The organism is Gordonia sp. i37, from assembly GCF_002043085.1.
In the GTDB taxonomy this organism is placed as follows: Bacteria; Actinomycetota; Actinomycetes; order Mycobacteriales; family Mycobacteriaceae; genus Gordonia; species Gordonia polyisoprenivorans.
The window spans coordinates 1-14,795 of the sequence record NZ_MVPX01000143.1 but is presented as its reverse complement, the minus strand read 5'-3'; the positions used below and the strand labels follow the sequence as shown (position 1 = coordinate 14,795).

The following is a 14,795-nucleotide window of genomic DNA, read 5'->3' as shown; positions in this document are numbered from 1 at the left end:
CGCGCGGGGGCGGGGTGCTGTCGGGCTGGCGGGGTGGACGCGCGGCGGCCCGCGGGCTGATCGCGGTGCTCTCGGTGATCGTGCTGGTGTGCACCGGATACGCCTGGAGCAGCATCAACAACCTCGAGTCCGACATCACCCGACTCGGCGGCCTCGCGCTCGGTGGCGCCGACGACGGCGCCACCGACATCCTGCTGGTCGGCACCGACTCGCGCACCGACGCCAAGGGCAACCCGCTCTCGGCCCAGGAATTACGGTGGCTGCGCTCGGGCGACGACATCTCCACCAACACCGACACCATCCTGCTGATCCGGGTCCCCAACGACGGGTCGTCGGCAACGGCGATCTCCATTCCCCGCGACTCCTACGTCGACGTCCCGGGAATCGGGATGAGCAAGATCAACGCGGCCTACGGCACCACCCGAGAAGGCGTGCGGCGCAAGGCCGTCGAGGCCGGGCAGAGCGAGGCGCAGGCCGAACGGGAGGGCACCCAGGCCGGCCGTGAGGCACTGATCGACACCGTCGCGAACCTCACCGGCGTGCACGTCGATCACTACGCCGAGGTCGGCCTGCTCGGCTTCGTGCTGCTCACCAACGCCGTCGGCGGCGTGGACGTCTGCCTCAAGAACCCCGTGAACGAACCGTTCTCGGGTGCCCACTTCCCCGCCGGACGCCAAACCCTCAACGGCCCACAAGCATTGAGCTTCGTCCGGCAGCGCCACGACCTCCCGCGCGGCGACCTCGACCGGATCACCCGCCAGCAGGCGTACATGGCCTCGCTGACCCAGAAGATCTTGTCGGCCGGCACCCTGACCGACCCGACCAAGCTCAACCAGTTGCAGGCCGCGGTGTCGCGGTCGGTGGTCATCGACGACGACTGGGACGTCCTGACCTTCGCCGAGCAACTCAAGGATCTCAGCGGCGGCCGCGTGAAGTTCGCGACGATCCCCATCATCGACGACCACGGGTGGAGCGACGACGGGCAGCAGAGTGTGGTCACCGTCGACCCGGCAAAAGTCCGGGCCTACACCAGTTCCCTGCTCGATCCCTCCCGCAACACCGGACGTCCCGAGTACACCGTCGACGTCAACAATGCCGGCACGGTGGACGGACTGGCCAAGAACGTCTCGGGCATCCTGACCGCCAAGGGCTATCAGGCGGGCAAACTCCTCAGCAATCCGGGCAACGAGCGCGATTCGGTGGTCCTCGCGAAGACGGCCGACGATCCCGGTGCGCGCCTGCTCGCCAAGGACCTCGGCGGACTGACCGTCGCAGCCGATCCGACACTCGGCGACCACGAGTTGCGGGCCGTGCTCACCAACACCTACAGCGGTCCCGGCTCGGTCTCGGACATCGGCGGCGGCTCGAGCGGCGACGACTCCGGCGAATCCGCAGGTGGCGGGACCGCGACCCCGGCACTGAGTTCGGCGATCACCGCCGGCTCCGACGGGCCGATGTGTGTCAACTGACCGGCCGTCGGTGACCCGTCGATCTCGTCGTCCGCGCCCGACGAGACAATGAACCGATGACCGCCACCATCACCGCCGCCGTCTTCGGTGGTATCGACGACCACACGCGTCCCGCACTGACCTTCTACGACGACGCCACCGGCGAACGCACCGAGCTCAGCTGGGCGACCCTGGGTAACTGGGCGGCCAAGACCGCCAACCTCCTCGTCGACGAAGTGCTGCTCGAGCCCGGCGATCCCGTCATCGTCGACCTTCCCGAACATTGGCAGACCGCGGGCATCCTGCTCGGCTGCTGGTGGGCCGGCGCCGAGGTGCACACCCGCGCCGAGGCCGACCTGTTCTGCGATGCCACGGTCGGATTCACCGATCGAGACCACGTCGACGCCCATCCCGACATCGAGGACCTGATCGTCGCGCCACTCGACCCGTTCGCCATGCCGGTCCCCGGCCTCCCGCCCGGCGTGTCCGACTACGGCACCCGCGTACGCATCCACGGCGATCAGTTCGCCGGACCGGCTCATGCCGGTGGCGCCCTGGACGGCCGCACCACAACCGAGGTGCTCGACACCGCGCACGCGGCCGCCGCCGGCGCCGGCATCACGCCCGGTGGCCGGGTGCTCTCCACCCTCGAATGGGCAAGCGCCGCAGGCATCGTCGACCATTTCCTGGCACCGCTGTCGGTGGGCGCCGGGCTCGTGTGGGTGGCCAACCCGGACGGCGACCAGTCCGCGCGCGCCACCACCGAACGCGCCGGGGTCGTCCTGACCTGACACACGCGTGCCCGCCATACGGCACAGCGTTCTCACGCCATACGGCACAGTGGTCTCATGGAGCTGCCCGCCACCCTGGCCCGTGTCAACAAACGCCTCACCAACCCGATCCAGCGCCTGTGGGCGCCGCACCTGGCGCCGTGGGCAATGGTCGAGCACACCGGACGGAGCTCCGGGCGTCGCTATCGAACGCCGGTGCTTGCCTGGGCCGGCGGCGACACCCTCGCCGTCGTGCTGGCCTACGGACGCGATACCGACTGGGTGCGTAACGTCCTCGCCGCCGGCGGCTGCGACATCACCCGGCGCGGGAAGCATTTCCATCTGGTGCGGCCCCGGATCATCCCGGCGGATTCCCCCGACGTCGTCCGTGGTGCGCGTCCGTTCGCGTCGGCGTTCGCGTGGGTCCTCATCGGCACCCTGGAGCCGGCATGACCGACGATTCGCTCGACGACTTCTCGGTAGCCGACGAGACCTACCTCGGCACGACGCGGCGGGTGTATCGCAAGGGCACCGGTCCGGCGGTGATCATCATCGCCGAGATCCCGGGCATCTCCCCGGATGTGGCAGATTTCGCGCGGCGCGTCGCCAACATCGGTGCGACCGCGGTGATGCCGTCGGTGTACGGCGTCGACGGTCGGGACCCCTCCCCCGACGCACGCGGAACCCTCAGGGCCGCAACGGAAATAGTCGGGACCATCGCCAAGGCGTGCATCTCCCGGGAGTTCTCGGTCCTCGCGACCGGAAAGACCTCACCGATCGTCGACTGGCTCCGCGCGCTCGCCGCCGACGAGCACCGGCGCTGCGGCGGCGTCGGGGTCGGCGCGATCGGGATGTGTTTCACCGGCGGCTTCGCCCTCGGCATGGCCACCGACGAGCGGCTGCTCGCCCCGGTGCTGGCCCAACCATCACTGCCGTTTGCGATCACGCCGCGCAGGGCTCGCTCGATCGACGTCTCCGACGCCGACCTCGCCACCGTCGCCACCCGATGCGCGGCCGGACTACAGGTGATGGGGGTGCGTTTCGAGGGCGATCGGATGTCCCCACCGTCGCGATTCGAGAACCTGCGACGCCTACTCGGCGACGCATTCATCTCGATCGAGTTACCGGACTCGGCGGCCAACCCTGATTCGCCGATGCCGACGCCGCACGCGGCACTGACCATCGATCTCGTCGACGAACCCGGAGCGCCGACCCGCGATGCCCTCGACCAGGTTCTCGACTTCCTCACCCGCCGACTGCAACTCGATCGCGGTCCGGAATCCCCGGGCTGAGCGGCCCGGCTGAGGCGCCCGGACCCCGCGTATCAGTCGCCCAGCAGCTTCTGACGCAGGGCGGCGTCCTTGTCGAGGACCATTTGCTCGAGACCGGACTGGAACGCCGACATCCGTGCGCGCAGGGCGGCATCGGCGGCCCCGAGGATGCGGACCGCGAGCAGCCCCGCATTACGGGCGCCGCCGATCGACACCGTCGCCACCGGCACACCCGCCGGCATCTGCACGATCGACAGCAACGAATCGAGTCCGTCGAGATGACGCAGCGGCACCGGCACACCGATCACCGGCAGCGGGGTCGCGGCGGCGACCATGCCCGGCAGGTGCGCGGCACCACCGGCGCCGGCGATGATCACCTCGATGCCGGCGTCGGCGGCACCGGTCGCATAGTCGAGCATCCGCTGCGGGGTGCGGTGCGCCGAGACCACGCCCACCTCGAACGGCACGTCGAACTCGGCGAGCGCTTCGGCAGCGAGTTGCATTGTCGGCCAATCGGAGTCGCTGCCCATGATCAGGCCCACCCGGGCGCGGTGCACATCCGCCCGGGCGTCGTCGGCCCGGGTGTCGTCGACCTGCGCCCCGCTCTCGGTCTGCTCGCTCATCAGTGCCCTTCCCATCCGTCGGTCCACACCGCGTGCGACATCCAGTGCGCCGCCCGCTCGGCACGCTCCCGAACCGTCGCGAGGTCGTCGTCGCGTGCCCCGACGATATTCACATGCCCGATCTTGCGATCCGCCCGCTCCCCCTTGCCGTACAGGTGCACCTTCGCGTCCGGCATCCGCGCCATCAGGTGATGAAGCCGCTCGTCCATCGACATCGACGGCGCATCCGGCGCGCCGAGAATGTTGGCCATCACGGTCAACGGCGCACTCGGGGCGGTGTCGCCGAGCGGATAGTCACACACCGCGCGCAGATGCTGTTCGAACTGCGAGGTGACCGCCCCGTCCATGGTCCAGTGGCCGCTGTTGTGCGGACGCATCGCGAGTTCGTTGACCAGCAGCGTGCCTTCGGTGGTCTCGAACAACTCCATCGCCATCACCCCGACCACCCCGAGTTCGCGTGCCAGCCGCAGCGCCATCTCCTGCGCCGCCGCGGCGAGGTCGGGGTCGAGATCTGGTGCGGGCGCCAGCACCACCGCGCACTGCCCCTTGCGCTGGATGGTCTCCACCACCGGCCACGCAGCGCCCTGGCCGAACGGCGATCGGGCGATCATCGCCGACAACTCGCGACGCATGGCCACCTTCTGCTCGGCGATCAGATCCACCCCGGCATCGAACTGCTCGTCGAAGACCGCCAACGCGGCGTCCCGGTCGTCGAGAATCCACACCCCGCGACCGTCGTATCCACCACGGACCGCCTTGAGCACGATCGACCAGTCGTGCCGGTCACCGAAGTCGATGAGACGGCCACGCGCCAACCCGAGATCGCCTGCCAGATCCGCGAAGTCGGGTACCGGCAGTCCCAGCTCCGACAGCCGGACGCGCATCGCCTGCTTGTCCTGGGCGAAATGCAGCGCCTTCGACGGCGGCAGCACCGACACGCCATCGGCCTCGAGCGCCTGCAGGTGTGCCAGCGGGACGCCCTCGTGGTCGAAGGTCAACGCCACCGCACCCGCGGCGGCGCGGCGCAGATCGTCGAGGTCGTCGTGCGATCCCAGCACCACGTCGGCACTGACCTGCGCGGCCGGATCGTCGGGACCGGCCGCGAGGACACGCAGGCACTGACCGAGCGCGATGGCCGCCTGATGGGTCATCCGTGCCAGCTGTCCACCGCCGATCATGGTGACCGTCGGCATACCGGCGAAGGTGCCGCCGGCACGCGCGGAACCAGGAGCGGGAGGGGTCCTCGGCGCGCCGAGATCGTCGGCAGCGCCACCGTCGGATGAGCTCACGCGGTCCATCGTGGCACGCCTGCCATGTCCGATGCATGACCGACCGGGAGAAGTCACCGGCCGCCCCGAGTCCTACACTCGACTCTTGTGCCGTTCATCGATGACGTGGTGGCCCGCCTGCCCGAGCCCGTCCGGCACCAGCTCATGCGACACCACGAACTCATCAAGTTCGCGCTCGTCGGTGGCACCACCTTCGTGTTCGATGCGGCCATCTTCTACACCCTGACGCTCACCGTCCTCGAGACCAAGCCCGTCATCGCCAAGATCATCTCGGGCGTACTCGCCACCATCCTCAGCTACATCCTCAACCGTGAATGGGCATTCAAGAACCGCGGCGGGCGTGAACGCGCGCACGAGGCCTTCCTGTTCTTCGTCATCAGCGGCATCGGCGTCGTCCTGCAGGCCGCGCCACTGTGGGTGGCCAACAACCTCTTCGACATCCGGGCCAATCTGTCGACCACCGAACTCGTCGTCGTCGACTTCGTCCTCGGCTTCCTCATCGGCAACGTGCTGCAGATGGCGTTCCGCTTCTGGGCGCTGCGACGATTCGCCTTTCCCGAGGAGAACCTCCGCGGCGGCGACGCCGGATCCACCGACCTGCATCCGAGCGCCGAGGAACTCAACGATGAGGAACTCGGTCATGCCTGAGGTGACCGCCTGATCCGTCGGCGGTCTCCGACCCCTGTGCCGCCGAGGGCACCACGATCGAGAACACCGGCGGACGGCGATGCGCGAGTTCGAGGCGTCCGCCGTCGGCCTCGACCAACGCCCGCGCCAGCGACAGCCCCACGCCCGTTCCCGCCCGGCCGGTGCCGCTGCCCGCGGAGAAACCGCGTCGGAAGATCGACTGGGCGATGTCGTCGGCGACGCCCTTGCCCTCGTCGGCGACCGTGATGCGCACCATGTCGCCGGCGAGCTCTCCGACGTCGATCCGGCATTGCCCGGCGCCGTGCTGCAGGGCATTGTCGACCAGGACGCTGACCGCCTCACGCAGCCGCCCGGGCTGGGCGCTCAACGCGCACACCGGCCCGCTGAAGGCGACGGTCACCTCGCGGCCCTGGGCGGCGAAGGCATTCTCGAAGTCACCGACGAGCCGCGTCAGCAACTCGGTGACATCGATCGACTGCATCGGGGCCGGGTCGTCACGGGATGCCGCGACCATCTCGTCGAGCTCACCGGAGAGCCGCTCGACCTGATCGAGGGCGGCCTCGGCCTCCCCGACGACCGCCGGATCGTCGTGCAACGACAGCTCGTCGAGACGCAATTGGATCGCGGTGAGCCGGCTGCGCAGCTGATGGGACACGTCGCCGACGATCTCGCCCTCGCGTTCGAGACGCAACGCGATCTCGGTGTTCGCGTCGCCGAGCGCTCGCGAGACCCGGTCGAGTTCGACGATCCCGTACGTCCGCCATTCCGAGCGGAAATCGCCGCGCGCCATCGCCGTGGCCCGATGGGCGAGGTCGATGACCGGGTCGGCGATTCGTCCCGCGGTGACCGCCGCGACGACGGTGCCCGCGGCCAGCGACGAGGCCACCACGATCGTGACGATGCCGACCGCGGCGAGCTGATCACCGCGGACGTCGTTGCGGGGGATCTCCAGGATCAGCGATCCGGCATCACCGAGCCCGATGGAGTCCGAGATCGTCGCACCGTCGATCTCGGCCCCCACGGCGCGGGTGGCCGAGTGCCCGTCGGGAGCCACATAGGTCAGGATCAGACGGCCCTGATCGGGGATCAGCGACCGCAGCGGCGGCGAATCCAGCAGCGCGGGATCGAGCGTCGCGTCGCGCCCATCGTCGGTTCGGATGAGTTGATCCGAGATCGACTTGAGCCGGCTGTCGAGGGTCTGGTGGGCGCTGTCGGCGACCCACCACCACGCGATCACCGACAGCGGAATACCCAGTGCGGCACCGACCGCCAACAACATGGCGATCATCGTGTACAGGATGCGACGGCGCATGGATCGATCGCGGGCTACGGATCGAAACGGAAACCGACACCACGCACGGTGACGATGTGGCGCGGGCGGTCGTGCCGGTCGTCGCCGATCTTGCGACGCAGCCAGGAGATGTGCATGTCGAGGGTCTTCGACGACCGCAGATCCGCCGAACCCCATACCTCCGTGAGGATCTCGTCGCGGCCGACGACCTGACCGGCTCGTTCCATCAGGAACCGAAGCAGATCGAACTCGCGGTTCGCCAACACCAGGTCGGTGCCGTTGAGCGTCGCCCGACGCGCCCGGGCATCCAACCGTAGATCGCCACCCTCGAGGACGACATCGTCGGGAGTCTGGCTGCGGCGCAACAGTGCTCGCACCCTCGCGAGCAACTCGGCGAGCCGGAAGGGTTTGCCGACGTAGTCGTCGGCGCCGGCGTCGAGCCCCACCACGAAGTCCACCTCGTCGGTCCGGGCGGTCAACATCAGTACCGCGAGTTCGGGCTGTTCGACCCGTACCCGCCGGCACACCTCGAGTCCGTCGATCTCGGGCAGACCGAGATCGAGGATGAGTAGTTCGAACCGGCCGTCGGCGACCCGTTCGAGGGCCTGCGTTCCGGTGCCCACGACCTCGCAGCCGTATCCCTCGCGCGCCAGCGCCCGGGCCAACGGTTCGGCGATGGCCGCATCGTCCTCGGCCAACAACACATCGGTCATCGCCGTCGCCCCCATCTGCCATGTCCGGCCTCGTTGCCGTGGGTCGCGCCCGCATCGGCGGCGCCCACCCGATCGTCGTGATCGAAGCGTTCGTCGTCGGGATCCGGATCGTCGGTCACCTCGAGCACCTCGTGGTAGAGCAGCGCGTGCACACGCTCGACCTGGGGGATGTCGTCGAACGCCAACGGCTCGTCGGAGGCCGATTCGATGAGCAATGTCCCGGTGCGCAACAACCGGTCGATCGGCCCGTGCCGGAACTCGACGGTGTTGATCCGTCGGATCGGGATGTCGATCCCCGATCGTGTGAGGATGCCGTGCCGGAAGATCACCCGGCGGTCGGTCAGCACGAAATGCGTGGTCTTCCAGGAGATCAAGGGCCGCAGGAAGAACCAGATCGTCGCGGCCGCCCAGAGCACCGCCACGGCGACGTAGGCGATCAGGGCACCGGTCCCGGTCAACGACGACGCACTCACCAGCCCGGCGAGCAGGCCGCCGATCGCGGTCGCGAGGATGAACAACAGGAACGGACCGAGCAGACACTTCCAGTGCGGATGTCGGTGCAGGACGATCCGCTCGCCGGGTGCGAGGTTCTCCCGCGGATATGCCATGGCAGCAAGCATAGGCCGAGCGGCGTGTGACTCAGCCCGCTCGCTGGCGCTCCCGGCGCCGCCTGGTAACCCGGCCCGGTCGCCGCGGTCACACTCGGACCCTGTCCGATCTCGGTAGAATGACGCAGACCACAGCGACGAGAGGTTCAGGAGCTTTCATGACCTATCGCGATCCCCGGGATCCCCGCACCGCGAAGTACGAGCCCGGATACGCGCCGGAGTCGCGTGCCTACAGCCAACAGGATCCGACGTATTACCAGGATCCGGGCCACGCCGGGCAGGGCTATCAGCACACCGGATACCAGGACCCCGGTTACGCGCAGCAGCCCCCGGGCCGGGCCGCGCGACCACGCCGCGCCATCGGCCCCGACATCAACGTGGGGATGTTCGTCGGCGGCATCGTGATGACCGGCGTCGTCACCGGCCTGGCCGCCTGGCTGGTCGCCTGGATCATTCGGGCGATCGTCGAGCGGGTGAATGCCGCGGGCAAGTTCGGCGTGTGGAATCCGGTGGCGCAGGACGAGTTCTGGTTCGCGATCGTCGGCTTCCTCACCGCGCTGGCCGCCGGCGCCCTGTGGTACGTGCTGCAGGTCATCACGCCGTCGCCGGACCAGTTCTTCCGGTGGGTGGTCGGCCTGCTGATCGCCGCCGCGGTGATCATTCCGCTCGTGCTCTCGGCACAGTTCTCGGTGGGCCTGGGAACCGCGGTGATGCACCTGGTGATCGGATTGCCGATCTTCTCGCTCGTACCGGCGATGGGCCACAAATCCCGTAGTACCCGCTGACTGCGGGTACGCCGGCGCGCGCAGCTCAGTCCGCGATGGGCCGCAGATGCACCACATCACCCGCCGCCGCGGTGAAGCGTTCTCCCCCGTCGCGTTCGATGACGATGCGCCCGTTGACGTCGACGTCGACGGCCTGCCCGACGATCTCGGTGTCGCCGGGTAGCAGAAGCCGCACCCGACGACCGAGGGTGTCGCAGCGCTGCCGGTAGGTCTCGGCGATCGTATCGAGTCGGTCGGGCCAACCCTGCTCGTCCAGCGCGCGCAGATACTCGATGGCCAGACCGGCCAGGCCGTCGACGCCGAGTTCGCGGCCGGTTTCGATCCGCAGGCTGGTCGCCGTCGGAACGGGCAGGTCATCGGAGGTCAGGTTGGTGTTGAGTCCGGTGCCCACGACGACGACGCCACCGTCGGTGGAGGTCACGTACTCGGCGAGGATGCCCGCGATCTTGCGATCGTCGATCAGTACGTCATTGGGCCACTTGAGCACCGGCCGCTGACCACTGTGCCGTTCGATCGCGGTCGCGGTCGCGATCCCGGTCGCCAGCGACAGCCAGCCCAACTGTTCGGTGTGCGCACCCACCGGCACCACCGCCGAGATGGCGAGCTGAGCTCCGGCGGGCGCCGACCAGGTCCGCGCCCGACGCCCGCGCCCGGCGGTCTGGTCGGTGGTGATGCGCACCGTGCCCACGAGATCGGACTGGCCGGCGCGCGCGGCGAGGTCGGCATTGGTCGAACCGGTCGAATCGACCACCTCGACCCGTCGCCAGATGGTGTGGGCGAGATCGGGGGTCCGGGCGTCGATGGCCGACTGCAGACCGTGCACGGGAGACGTCGCTGGAGTGTTCATGACCACTGAGCCTACGACTGAGACGCACATCACCGCAGGTAGCCGACCGATCGCTCGGAAACATGAGGAATCTCTCACATTGGGGCAGTTGACGGGGCGCGCCACGATCTGGCTAGCATCGACGTTCATGACCACTGCTTCGTCCGATTCCGGCGCCGCGCCAGACATTCACACGACGGCCGGAAAGCTCGCCGATCTGCGTCAGCGACTCTCCGAGACCCAGCATCCGGTCGGCGAGGCCGCGGTCGAGAAGATCCACTCGCGGGGCAAGCTCACCGCCCGCGAGCGCATCACCCATCTGCTCGACGACGGCTCGTTCGTCGAACTCGACGCACTCGCCCGCCACCGCAGCACCAACTTCGGGCTCGCCGAACGCCGACCGCTCGGCGACGGCGTGGTCACCGGTTACGGCACCATCGACGGCCGCGAGGTCTGCGTGTTCTCCCAGGACGTCACCGTTTTCGGCGGGAGCCTCGGCGAGGTGTACGGCGAGAAGATCGTCAAGGTGATGGATCTCGCGATCAAGACCGGTCGTCCGCTGATCGGCATCAACGAGGGCGCGGGCGCCCGCATCCAGGAGGGCGTGGTCTCACTCGGTCTCTACGGCGAGATCTTCCACCGCAACGTGCGTGCCTCGGGGGTCATCCCGCAGATCTCACTGATCATGGGCGCCGCGGCGGGCGGCCACGTGTACTCCCCGGCGCTGACCGACTTCGTGGTGATGGTCGACCAGACCAGCCAGATGTTCGTCACCGGCCCCGACGTCATCAAGACCGTCACCGGCGAGGACGTCACCATGGAGGATCTCGGTGGCGCCAACACCCACATGACGAAATCCGGTGTGGCCCACTACGTCGCCTCCGACGAGGAGGACGCGCTCGATTACGTCAAGGAGTTGCTGGGCTACCTGCCGAGCAACAACCGGGCCGACGCACCCCGACTGCCGGTCGCCGCGCCGGCCGCCGGGTCCATCGAGGACACCCTCACCGACGAGGACCTCGAACTCGACACGCTGATCCCGGATTCGCCGAATCAGCCCTACGACATGCACGAGGTCATCCGCCGCATCCTCGACGACGACGAGTTCCTCGAGGTCCAGGCCGAGCGCGCGACGAACATCATCATCGGTTTCGGACGCGTCGACGGACGCAGCGTCGGCATCGTGGCCAACCAGCCGACCCAGTTCGCGGGCTGCCTCGACATCAATGCCTCGGAGAAGGCCGCCCGGTTCGTGCGGACCTGCGACGCCTTCAACATCCCGATCGTCACCCTCGTCGACGTTCCGGGCTTCCTGCCCGGCACCGATCAGGAATACAACGGCATCATCCGCCGCGGCGCCAAACTGCTCTACGCCTACGGTGAGGCCACCGTCGGCAAGATCACGATCATCACCCGCAAGGCCTACGGCGGCGCCTACGACGTGATGGGGTCCAAGCACATGGGCGCTGACGTCAATCTCGCCTGGCCCACCGCGCAGATCGCCGTGATGGGTGCCTCCGGCGCCGTCGGCTTCGTCTATCGCGGCCGCCTCAAGGAGGCCGAGGCCAACGGCGAGGACGTCGACGCGTTGCGCCTCGAACTCCAGCAGGAATACGAGGACACCCTGGTGAACCCGTACGTCGCGGCCGAACGCGGCTACGTCGACGCGGTGATCCCGCCGAGCCACACCCGCGGTCAGATCGCCACCGCACTGCGCCTGCTCGAGCGCAAGATGGTCACCCTGCCGCCCAAGAAGCACGGGAACATCCCGCTGTGAGCGGCGCAGAGCAGACCGGAGCACAGAACGCGGGAGCCCCGGCGAAGCCGTTCCTCACCGTCGTGCGCGGCAACCCGACCGACGAGGACGTGGCCGCGTTGGTCGCCGTTCTCGCCGCCGCGGCCTCCGGCAGTGGCGGCGGGGAGCAGACCCCCGCGATCCGCGACGACTGGGGCAGCGCGATCGATCGGCTCCGCCCGCAGTGGGGTGGGCCGGGCAGCTTCACCAACTTGCGATACTGATCGGGTGAACCCCGCCGGTAGCACTCGTCGATTCGACGTCGTCCTCGGTTCGGCCTCTCCTGCCCGCCTGGCGGTCCTGACCCGCGCCGGAGTGCATCCGCGCGTGCTGGTCTCCGACGTCGACGAGGACGCCGTACTCGAGGACCTGGCCGGGGTACCGCCGACCGACGTCGTCGCACGTCTGGCGATGGCCAAGTCCGACGCGGTCGTCGCCACCCTGATCGCCGAACGCGGCGGCCCGGAATCGGCTGCGGCACAGGATGGTTCAATACCCGACACGGTGGTGCTGACCTGCGACTCGATGCTGCTGTTCCGAGGTGCGCTCACCGGCAAACCGCATACGCCCGACGTGGCGATCGACCAGTGGAAGCGGGTCCGCGGCCAATCCGCGCAGTTGCTCACCGGACACCACCTCGCCGTGGTGAGCGGACTCGACGTCGTCGCATCGGCGTCGGAAACCGCCTCGACCACCATCGATTTCGCCGATGTCGACGACGCGGAGATCGACTCCTATGTGGCCACCGGCGAGCCGCTGGAGGTCGCCGGTGGTTTCACCCTCGACGGCCTCGGCGGCTGGTTTGTCGACGCCATCGACGGCGATCCGTCCTCGGTGATCGGAATCGGACTGCCCACGGTGCGCCGACTGTTACGACGGGTCGGGATCGGCGTCGCGGAACTCTGGTGAGTACCGGCGACCGGCTCTCGCCGAGGCCTCAGCCGAACTCCTCCGGCCAGTACTCGGTCAGGCACCCGATCGGTTGTCCCTGACCGCCACCGTTGACCGACCGACCGAAGAACCCTCGCGAGATCGCCGCGATCCGCTGCGTCGAGGTGCCGTGACCCTGTCCCGGTTCCGGATCGCCGATCTTCTGGATCAGGGTCACCGCCTGCACGATGTCGGTGACCGACAGCTCATCTCGCCGCAGTACCGTCGCCGCCCAGTTCCCGGCGAGACAGTCGGCGATGAGTTCGGAGTTCTCCCCCCGCGGCCCCCGCGAGTCCGGCAGGTGACCGGCGCGAACGATCCGATCGACGACCGTATGTCCGTACTCGTGTGCGACCACCGTCGCCGCGGTGAACTCACCCTGGAACCCACCGATCGAATCCAGCGGCCCCTGAACCAGGAACGTGCCGGTCCAGATCCCGACGAACGCCTCGACGGGCAGGATCACCGATCCCTCGACCCGCGTTCCGCCACCGTCACGGGCCTTGTCCACACCACAGAAGAATGCGTTGGGCGTATCGGAGGTCACGACGATCGCGCCGTCGGCGTCCTCGCAGCCGGACCGGTAGGTGTCACCGGCCTCGACCAGCACGCGCCCCGGTGCGGGGTCACCCCACCCGAGTTCGCGGAACCACGGTGTCCACGTGCTGTCGAGATCGTCGAGGACCGAGGTCAGGTAGCCGGAGACCTTCTGTGGCGCGTTGTCGCGGGTGATGGCACCGGTCATCAGCTCAGCCGTGGGCACCGGCAGACCCGGACACCGGCTCGGCGTGCAGCGCCCGGGGACGGCTCCGCTCGCCGACGGGGTACTCGCCGGCGACGAGGCCGTGGGACTGCCGGACCTCGACGACTCCGGGGTCGAGGTCGTCGTGCCCCGTGGACCCCGGTCCCCCGAGCAGAAGCGAAGGCGACGATCGACGCGGCGACGAGCAACACGGTCACGATGGCGCGCAGCCGGCTCCGTGACACCCCAGGGCGGATCATGGCGACGAACGTAGCAATTCCGGCGTGGGACGCCACGTTCTTGTCACCAGACGAATGACACCCGGCTTGTGCGCACGCGTGTCGTCGCCACTGGGTAGGCTCTCCACGGAGACCGCGCAGGCCTCCGGGATGTGTCTGGTGTGGACACGCCCTGATCAGCCACCACCCTGGGAGGGGTTCTTCAGTTGAGCGTCGAGACCGACCCGAATCCCAAGTTCGCCGGCTACGCCCACCCCGAACGGCTCGTCAGCACGCAGTGGCTGTCGGCCCACCTGGGTACCAAGGGGCTCAAGATCATCGAGAGCGACGAGGACGTCCTGCTCTACGACATCGGCCACATCCCCACCGCGCAGAAGGTCGACTGGCACCTGCATCTCAACGATCCGGTGACCCGCGACTACATCAACGGCGAGCAGTTCGCAGAATTGATGCGCAGCAAGGGAATCGAACGCGATGACACGATCGTCATATACGGCGACAAGAGCAACTGGTGGGCCGCCTACGCGCTGTGGGTGTTCACCCTGTTCGGCCATGAGGACGTGCGGTTGCTCGACGGCGGCCGCGACGCGTGGATGTCGGAGGACCGCGACACCTCCTTCGATGTCCCGGAGTACCCGCGGTCGGACTATCCGGTCGTCGAGCGTGACGACACCCGCATCCGTGCCTTCGCCGACCAGGTGCGCGCGGCGCTGGGCACCGAGCCGCTCATCGACGTGCGGTCGCCGCAGGAGTACACCGGCGAGCGCACCCACATGCCCGACTATCCCGAAGAAGGGGCATTGCGCGGCGGTCACAT

General features: G+C 68.5%; 17 protein-coding genes. 10 read left to right on the top strand and 7 right to left on the bottom strand.

What is annotated here, in order from left to right:
• The 4 genes from B1964_RS06790 to B1964_RS06775 all read left to right on the top strand — a co-directional run.
• Window positions 1-1,469, top strand: a 1,469-nt coding sequence (locus tag B1964_RS06790) for an LCP family protein (protein WP_253193910.1), incomplete at its 5' end; no start/stop codon positions are given.
• Between the two features lie 56 nt (window positions 1,470-1,525).
• Window positions 1,526-2,239: a TIGR03089 family protein gene (locus B1964_RS06785; protein WP_079929301.1), complete on the top strand. Its 714-nt coding sequence runs from the start codon at window positions 1,526-1,528 to the stop codon at window positions 2,237-2,239.
• A 57-nt stretch (window positions 2,240-2,296) separates the two neighbouring features.
• Window positions 2,297-2,671, top strand: coding sequence for a nitroreductase family deazaflavin-dependent oxidoreductase (locus tag B1964_RS06780; RefSeq protein WP_006367428.1), 375 nt, complete (start codon window positions 2,297-2,299; stop codon window positions 2,669-2,671).
• Window positions 2,668-3,510, top strand: coding sequence for a dienelactone hydrolase family protein (locus B1964_RS06775; protein ID WP_079929300.1), 843 nt, complete (start codon window positions 2,668-2,670; stop codon window positions 3,508-3,510). The genes B1964_RS06780 and B1964_RS06775 overlap by 4 nt, the downstream gene beginning before the upstream one ends.
• A gap of 32 nt (window positions 3,511-3,542) precedes the next feature.
• Here the strand turns inward: B1964_RS06775 and purE are convergent, their stop codons facing one another.
• Both purE and B1964_RS06765 read right to left on the bottom strand, forming a co-directional pair.
• Window positions 3,543-4,112 carry a 5-(carboxyamino)imidazole ribonucleotide mutase gene (gene purE / locus B1964_RS06770; protein WP_006367430.1) on the bottom strand — a complete coding sequence of 190 codons (570 nt, stop codon included), beginning with the start codon at window positions 4,110-4,112 and terminating at the stop codon, window positions 3,543-3,545.
• Window positions 4,112-5,305 (bottom strand): 5-(carboxyamino)imidazole ribonucleotide synthase, encoded by a 1,194-nt coding sequence (locus B1964_RS06765; RefSeq protein ID WP_014359589.1) that lies wholly within the window; start codon window positions 5,303-5,305, stop codon window positions 4,112-4,114. Before B1964_RS06765 ends, purE begins: the two co-directional genes overlap by 1 nt.
• 183 nt (window positions 5,306-5,488) lie before the next feature.
• On the opposite strand from B1964_RS06765, the gene B1964_RS06760 reads away from it, so the two are divergent.
• Window positions 5,489-6,049: a GtrA family protein gene (locus B1964_RS06760; RefSeq protein ID WP_079929299.1), complete on the top strand. Its 561-nt coding sequence runs from the start codon at window positions 5,489-5,491 to the stop codon at window positions 6,047-6,049.
• Here B1964_RS06760 and B1964_RS06755 read toward each other — a convergent pair.
• Genes B1964_RS06755 through B1964_RS06745 form a run of 3 tightly spaced genes read right to left on the bottom strand, consistent with a single transcriptional unit; the run spans window position 6,021 to window position 8,661 of the window.
• Window positions 6,021-7,361, bottom strand: a complete 1,341-nt coding sequence (locus B1964_RS06755) for a HAMP domain-containing sensor histidine kinase (RefSeq protein WP_006367433.1) — start codon at window positions 7,359-7,361, stop codon at window positions 6,021-6,023. The two genes, B1964_RS06760 and B1964_RS06755, sit on opposite strands and share 29 nt — an antisense overlap.
• Before the next feature lie 14 nt (window positions 7,362-7,375).
• Window positions 7,376-8,053, bottom strand: a complete 678-nt coding sequence (locus B1964_RS06750) for a response regulator transcription factor (RefSeq protein WP_026920209.1) — start codon at window positions 8,051-8,053, stop codon at window positions 7,376-7,378.
• Window positions 8,050-8,661: a PH domain-containing protein gene (locus tag B1964_RS06745; RefSeq protein ID WP_014359586.1), complete on the bottom strand. Its 612-nt coding sequence runs from the start codon at window positions 8,659-8,661 to the stop codon at window positions 8,050-8,052. The genes B1964_RS06750 and B1964_RS06745 overlap by 4 nt, the downstream gene beginning before the upstream one ends.
• 158 nt (window positions 8,662-8,819) lie before the next feature.
• On the opposite strand from B1964_RS06745, the gene B1964_RS06740 reads away from it, so the two are divergent.
• Window positions 8,820-9,446: a hypothetical protein gene (locus tag B1964_RS06740; protein WP_079929298.1), complete on the top strand. Its 627-nt coding sequence runs from the start codon at window positions 8,820-8,822 to the stop codon at window positions 9,444-9,446.
• A 25-nt stretch (window positions 9,447-9,471) separates the two neighbouring features.
• Here the strand turns inward: B1964_RS06740 and B1964_RS06735 are convergent, their stop codons facing one another.
• The gene (locus B1964_RS06735) at window positions 9,472-10,299 is read right to left on the bottom strand and encodes a biotin--[acetyl-CoA-carboxylase] ligase (RefSeq protein ID WP_079929297.1); all 828 of its coding nucleotides are present in this window, start codon (window positions 10,297-10,299) and stop codon (window positions 9,472-9,474) included.
• A gap of 121 nt (window positions 10,300-10,420) precedes the next feature.
• Between B1964_RS06735 and B1964_RS06730 the strand changes: the two genes are divergently transcribed.
• From B1964_RS06730 to B1964_RS06720, 3 genes are read left to right on the top strand one after another with little or no spacing between them, the layout of a single operon-like run.
• Window positions 10,421-12,049: an acyl-CoA carboxylase subunit beta gene (locus tag B1964_RS06730; RefSeq protein ID WP_014359583.1), complete on the top strand. Its 1,629-nt coding sequence runs from the start codon at window positions 10,421-10,423 to the stop codon at window positions 12,047-12,049.
• The gene (locus B1964_RS06725; RefSeq protein WP_006367439.1) at window positions 12,046-12,291 is read left to right on the top strand and encodes an acyl-CoA carboxylase subunit epsilon; all 246 of its coding nucleotides are present in this window, start codon (window positions 12,046-12,048) and stop codon (window positions 12,289-12,291) included. The genes B1964_RS06730 and B1964_RS06725 overlap by 4 nt, the downstream gene beginning before the upstream one ends.
• Window positions 12,292-12,295: 4 nt before the next feature.
• On the top strand, window positions 12,296-12,976 hold the full coding sequence (locus B1964_RS06720) for a Maf family protein (RefSeq protein ID WP_006367440.1): 681 nt from the start codon (window positions 12,296-12,298) through the stop codon (window positions 12,974-12,976).
• Between the two features lie 28 nt (window positions 12,977-13,004).
• Here B1964_RS06720 and B1964_RS06715 read toward each other — a convergent pair whose 3' ends face one another.
• On the bottom strand, window positions 13,005-13,760 hold the full coding sequence (locus B1964_RS06715) for a neutral zinc metallopeptidase (protein WP_006367441.1): 756 nt from the start codon (window positions 13,758-13,760) through the stop codon (window positions 13,005-13,007).
• 424 nt (window positions 13,761-14,184) lie between these two features.
• Here B1964_RS06715 and B1964_RS06705 point away from each other — a divergent pair.
• A partial coding sequence (locus B1964_RS06705) for a sulfurtransferase (protein WP_079929296.1) occupies window positions 14,185-14,795 on the top strand: 611 nt, incomplete at its 3' end.

What these genes read in the sequence shown, in the direction of transcription:
- B1964_RS06785 (WP_079929301.1), top strand. Translation starts at nt 1,526, where the DNA reads ATGACCGCCACCATCACCGCCGCCGTCTTCGGTGGTATCGACGACCAC.
- B1964_RS06780 (WP_006367428.1), top strand. Translation starts at nt 2,297, where the DNA reads ATGGAGCTGCCCGCCACCCTGGCCCGTGTCAACAAACGCCTCACCAAC.
- B1964_RS06775 (WP_079929300.1), top strand. Translation starts at nt 2,668, where the DNA reads ATGACCGACGATTCGCTCGACGACTTCTCGGTAGCCGACGAGACCTAC.
- purE (WP_006367430.1), bottom strand. Translation starts at nt 4,112, where the DNA reads ATGAGCGAGCAGACCGAGAGCGGGGCGCAGGTCGACGACACCCGGGCC.
- B1964_RS06765 (WP_014359589.1), bottom strand. Translation starts at nt 5,305, where the DNA reads ATGCCGACGGTCACCATGATCGGCGGTGGACAGCTGGCACGGATGACC.
- B1964_RS06755 (WP_006367433.1), bottom strand. Translation starts at nt 7,361, where the DNA reads ATGCGCCGTCGCATCCTGTACACGATGATCGCCATGTTGTTGGCGGTC.
- B1964_RS06750 (WP_026920209.1), bottom strand. Translation starts at nt 8,053, where the DNA reads ATGACCGATGTGTTGTTGGCCGAGGACGATGCGGCCATCGCCGAACCG.
- B1964_RS06745 (WP_014359586.1), bottom strand. Translation starts at nt 8,661, where the DNA reads ATGGCATATCCGCGGGAGAACCTCGCACCCGGCGAGCGGATCGTCCTG.
- B1964_RS06740 (WP_079929298.1), top strand. Translation starts at nt 8,820, where the DNA reads ATGACCTATCGCGATCCCCGGGATCCCCGCACCGCGAAGTACGAGCCC.
- B1964_RS06730 (WP_014359583.1), top strand. Translation starts at nt 10,421, where the DNA reads ATGACCACTGCTTCGTCCGATTCCGGCGCCGCGCCAGACATTCACACG.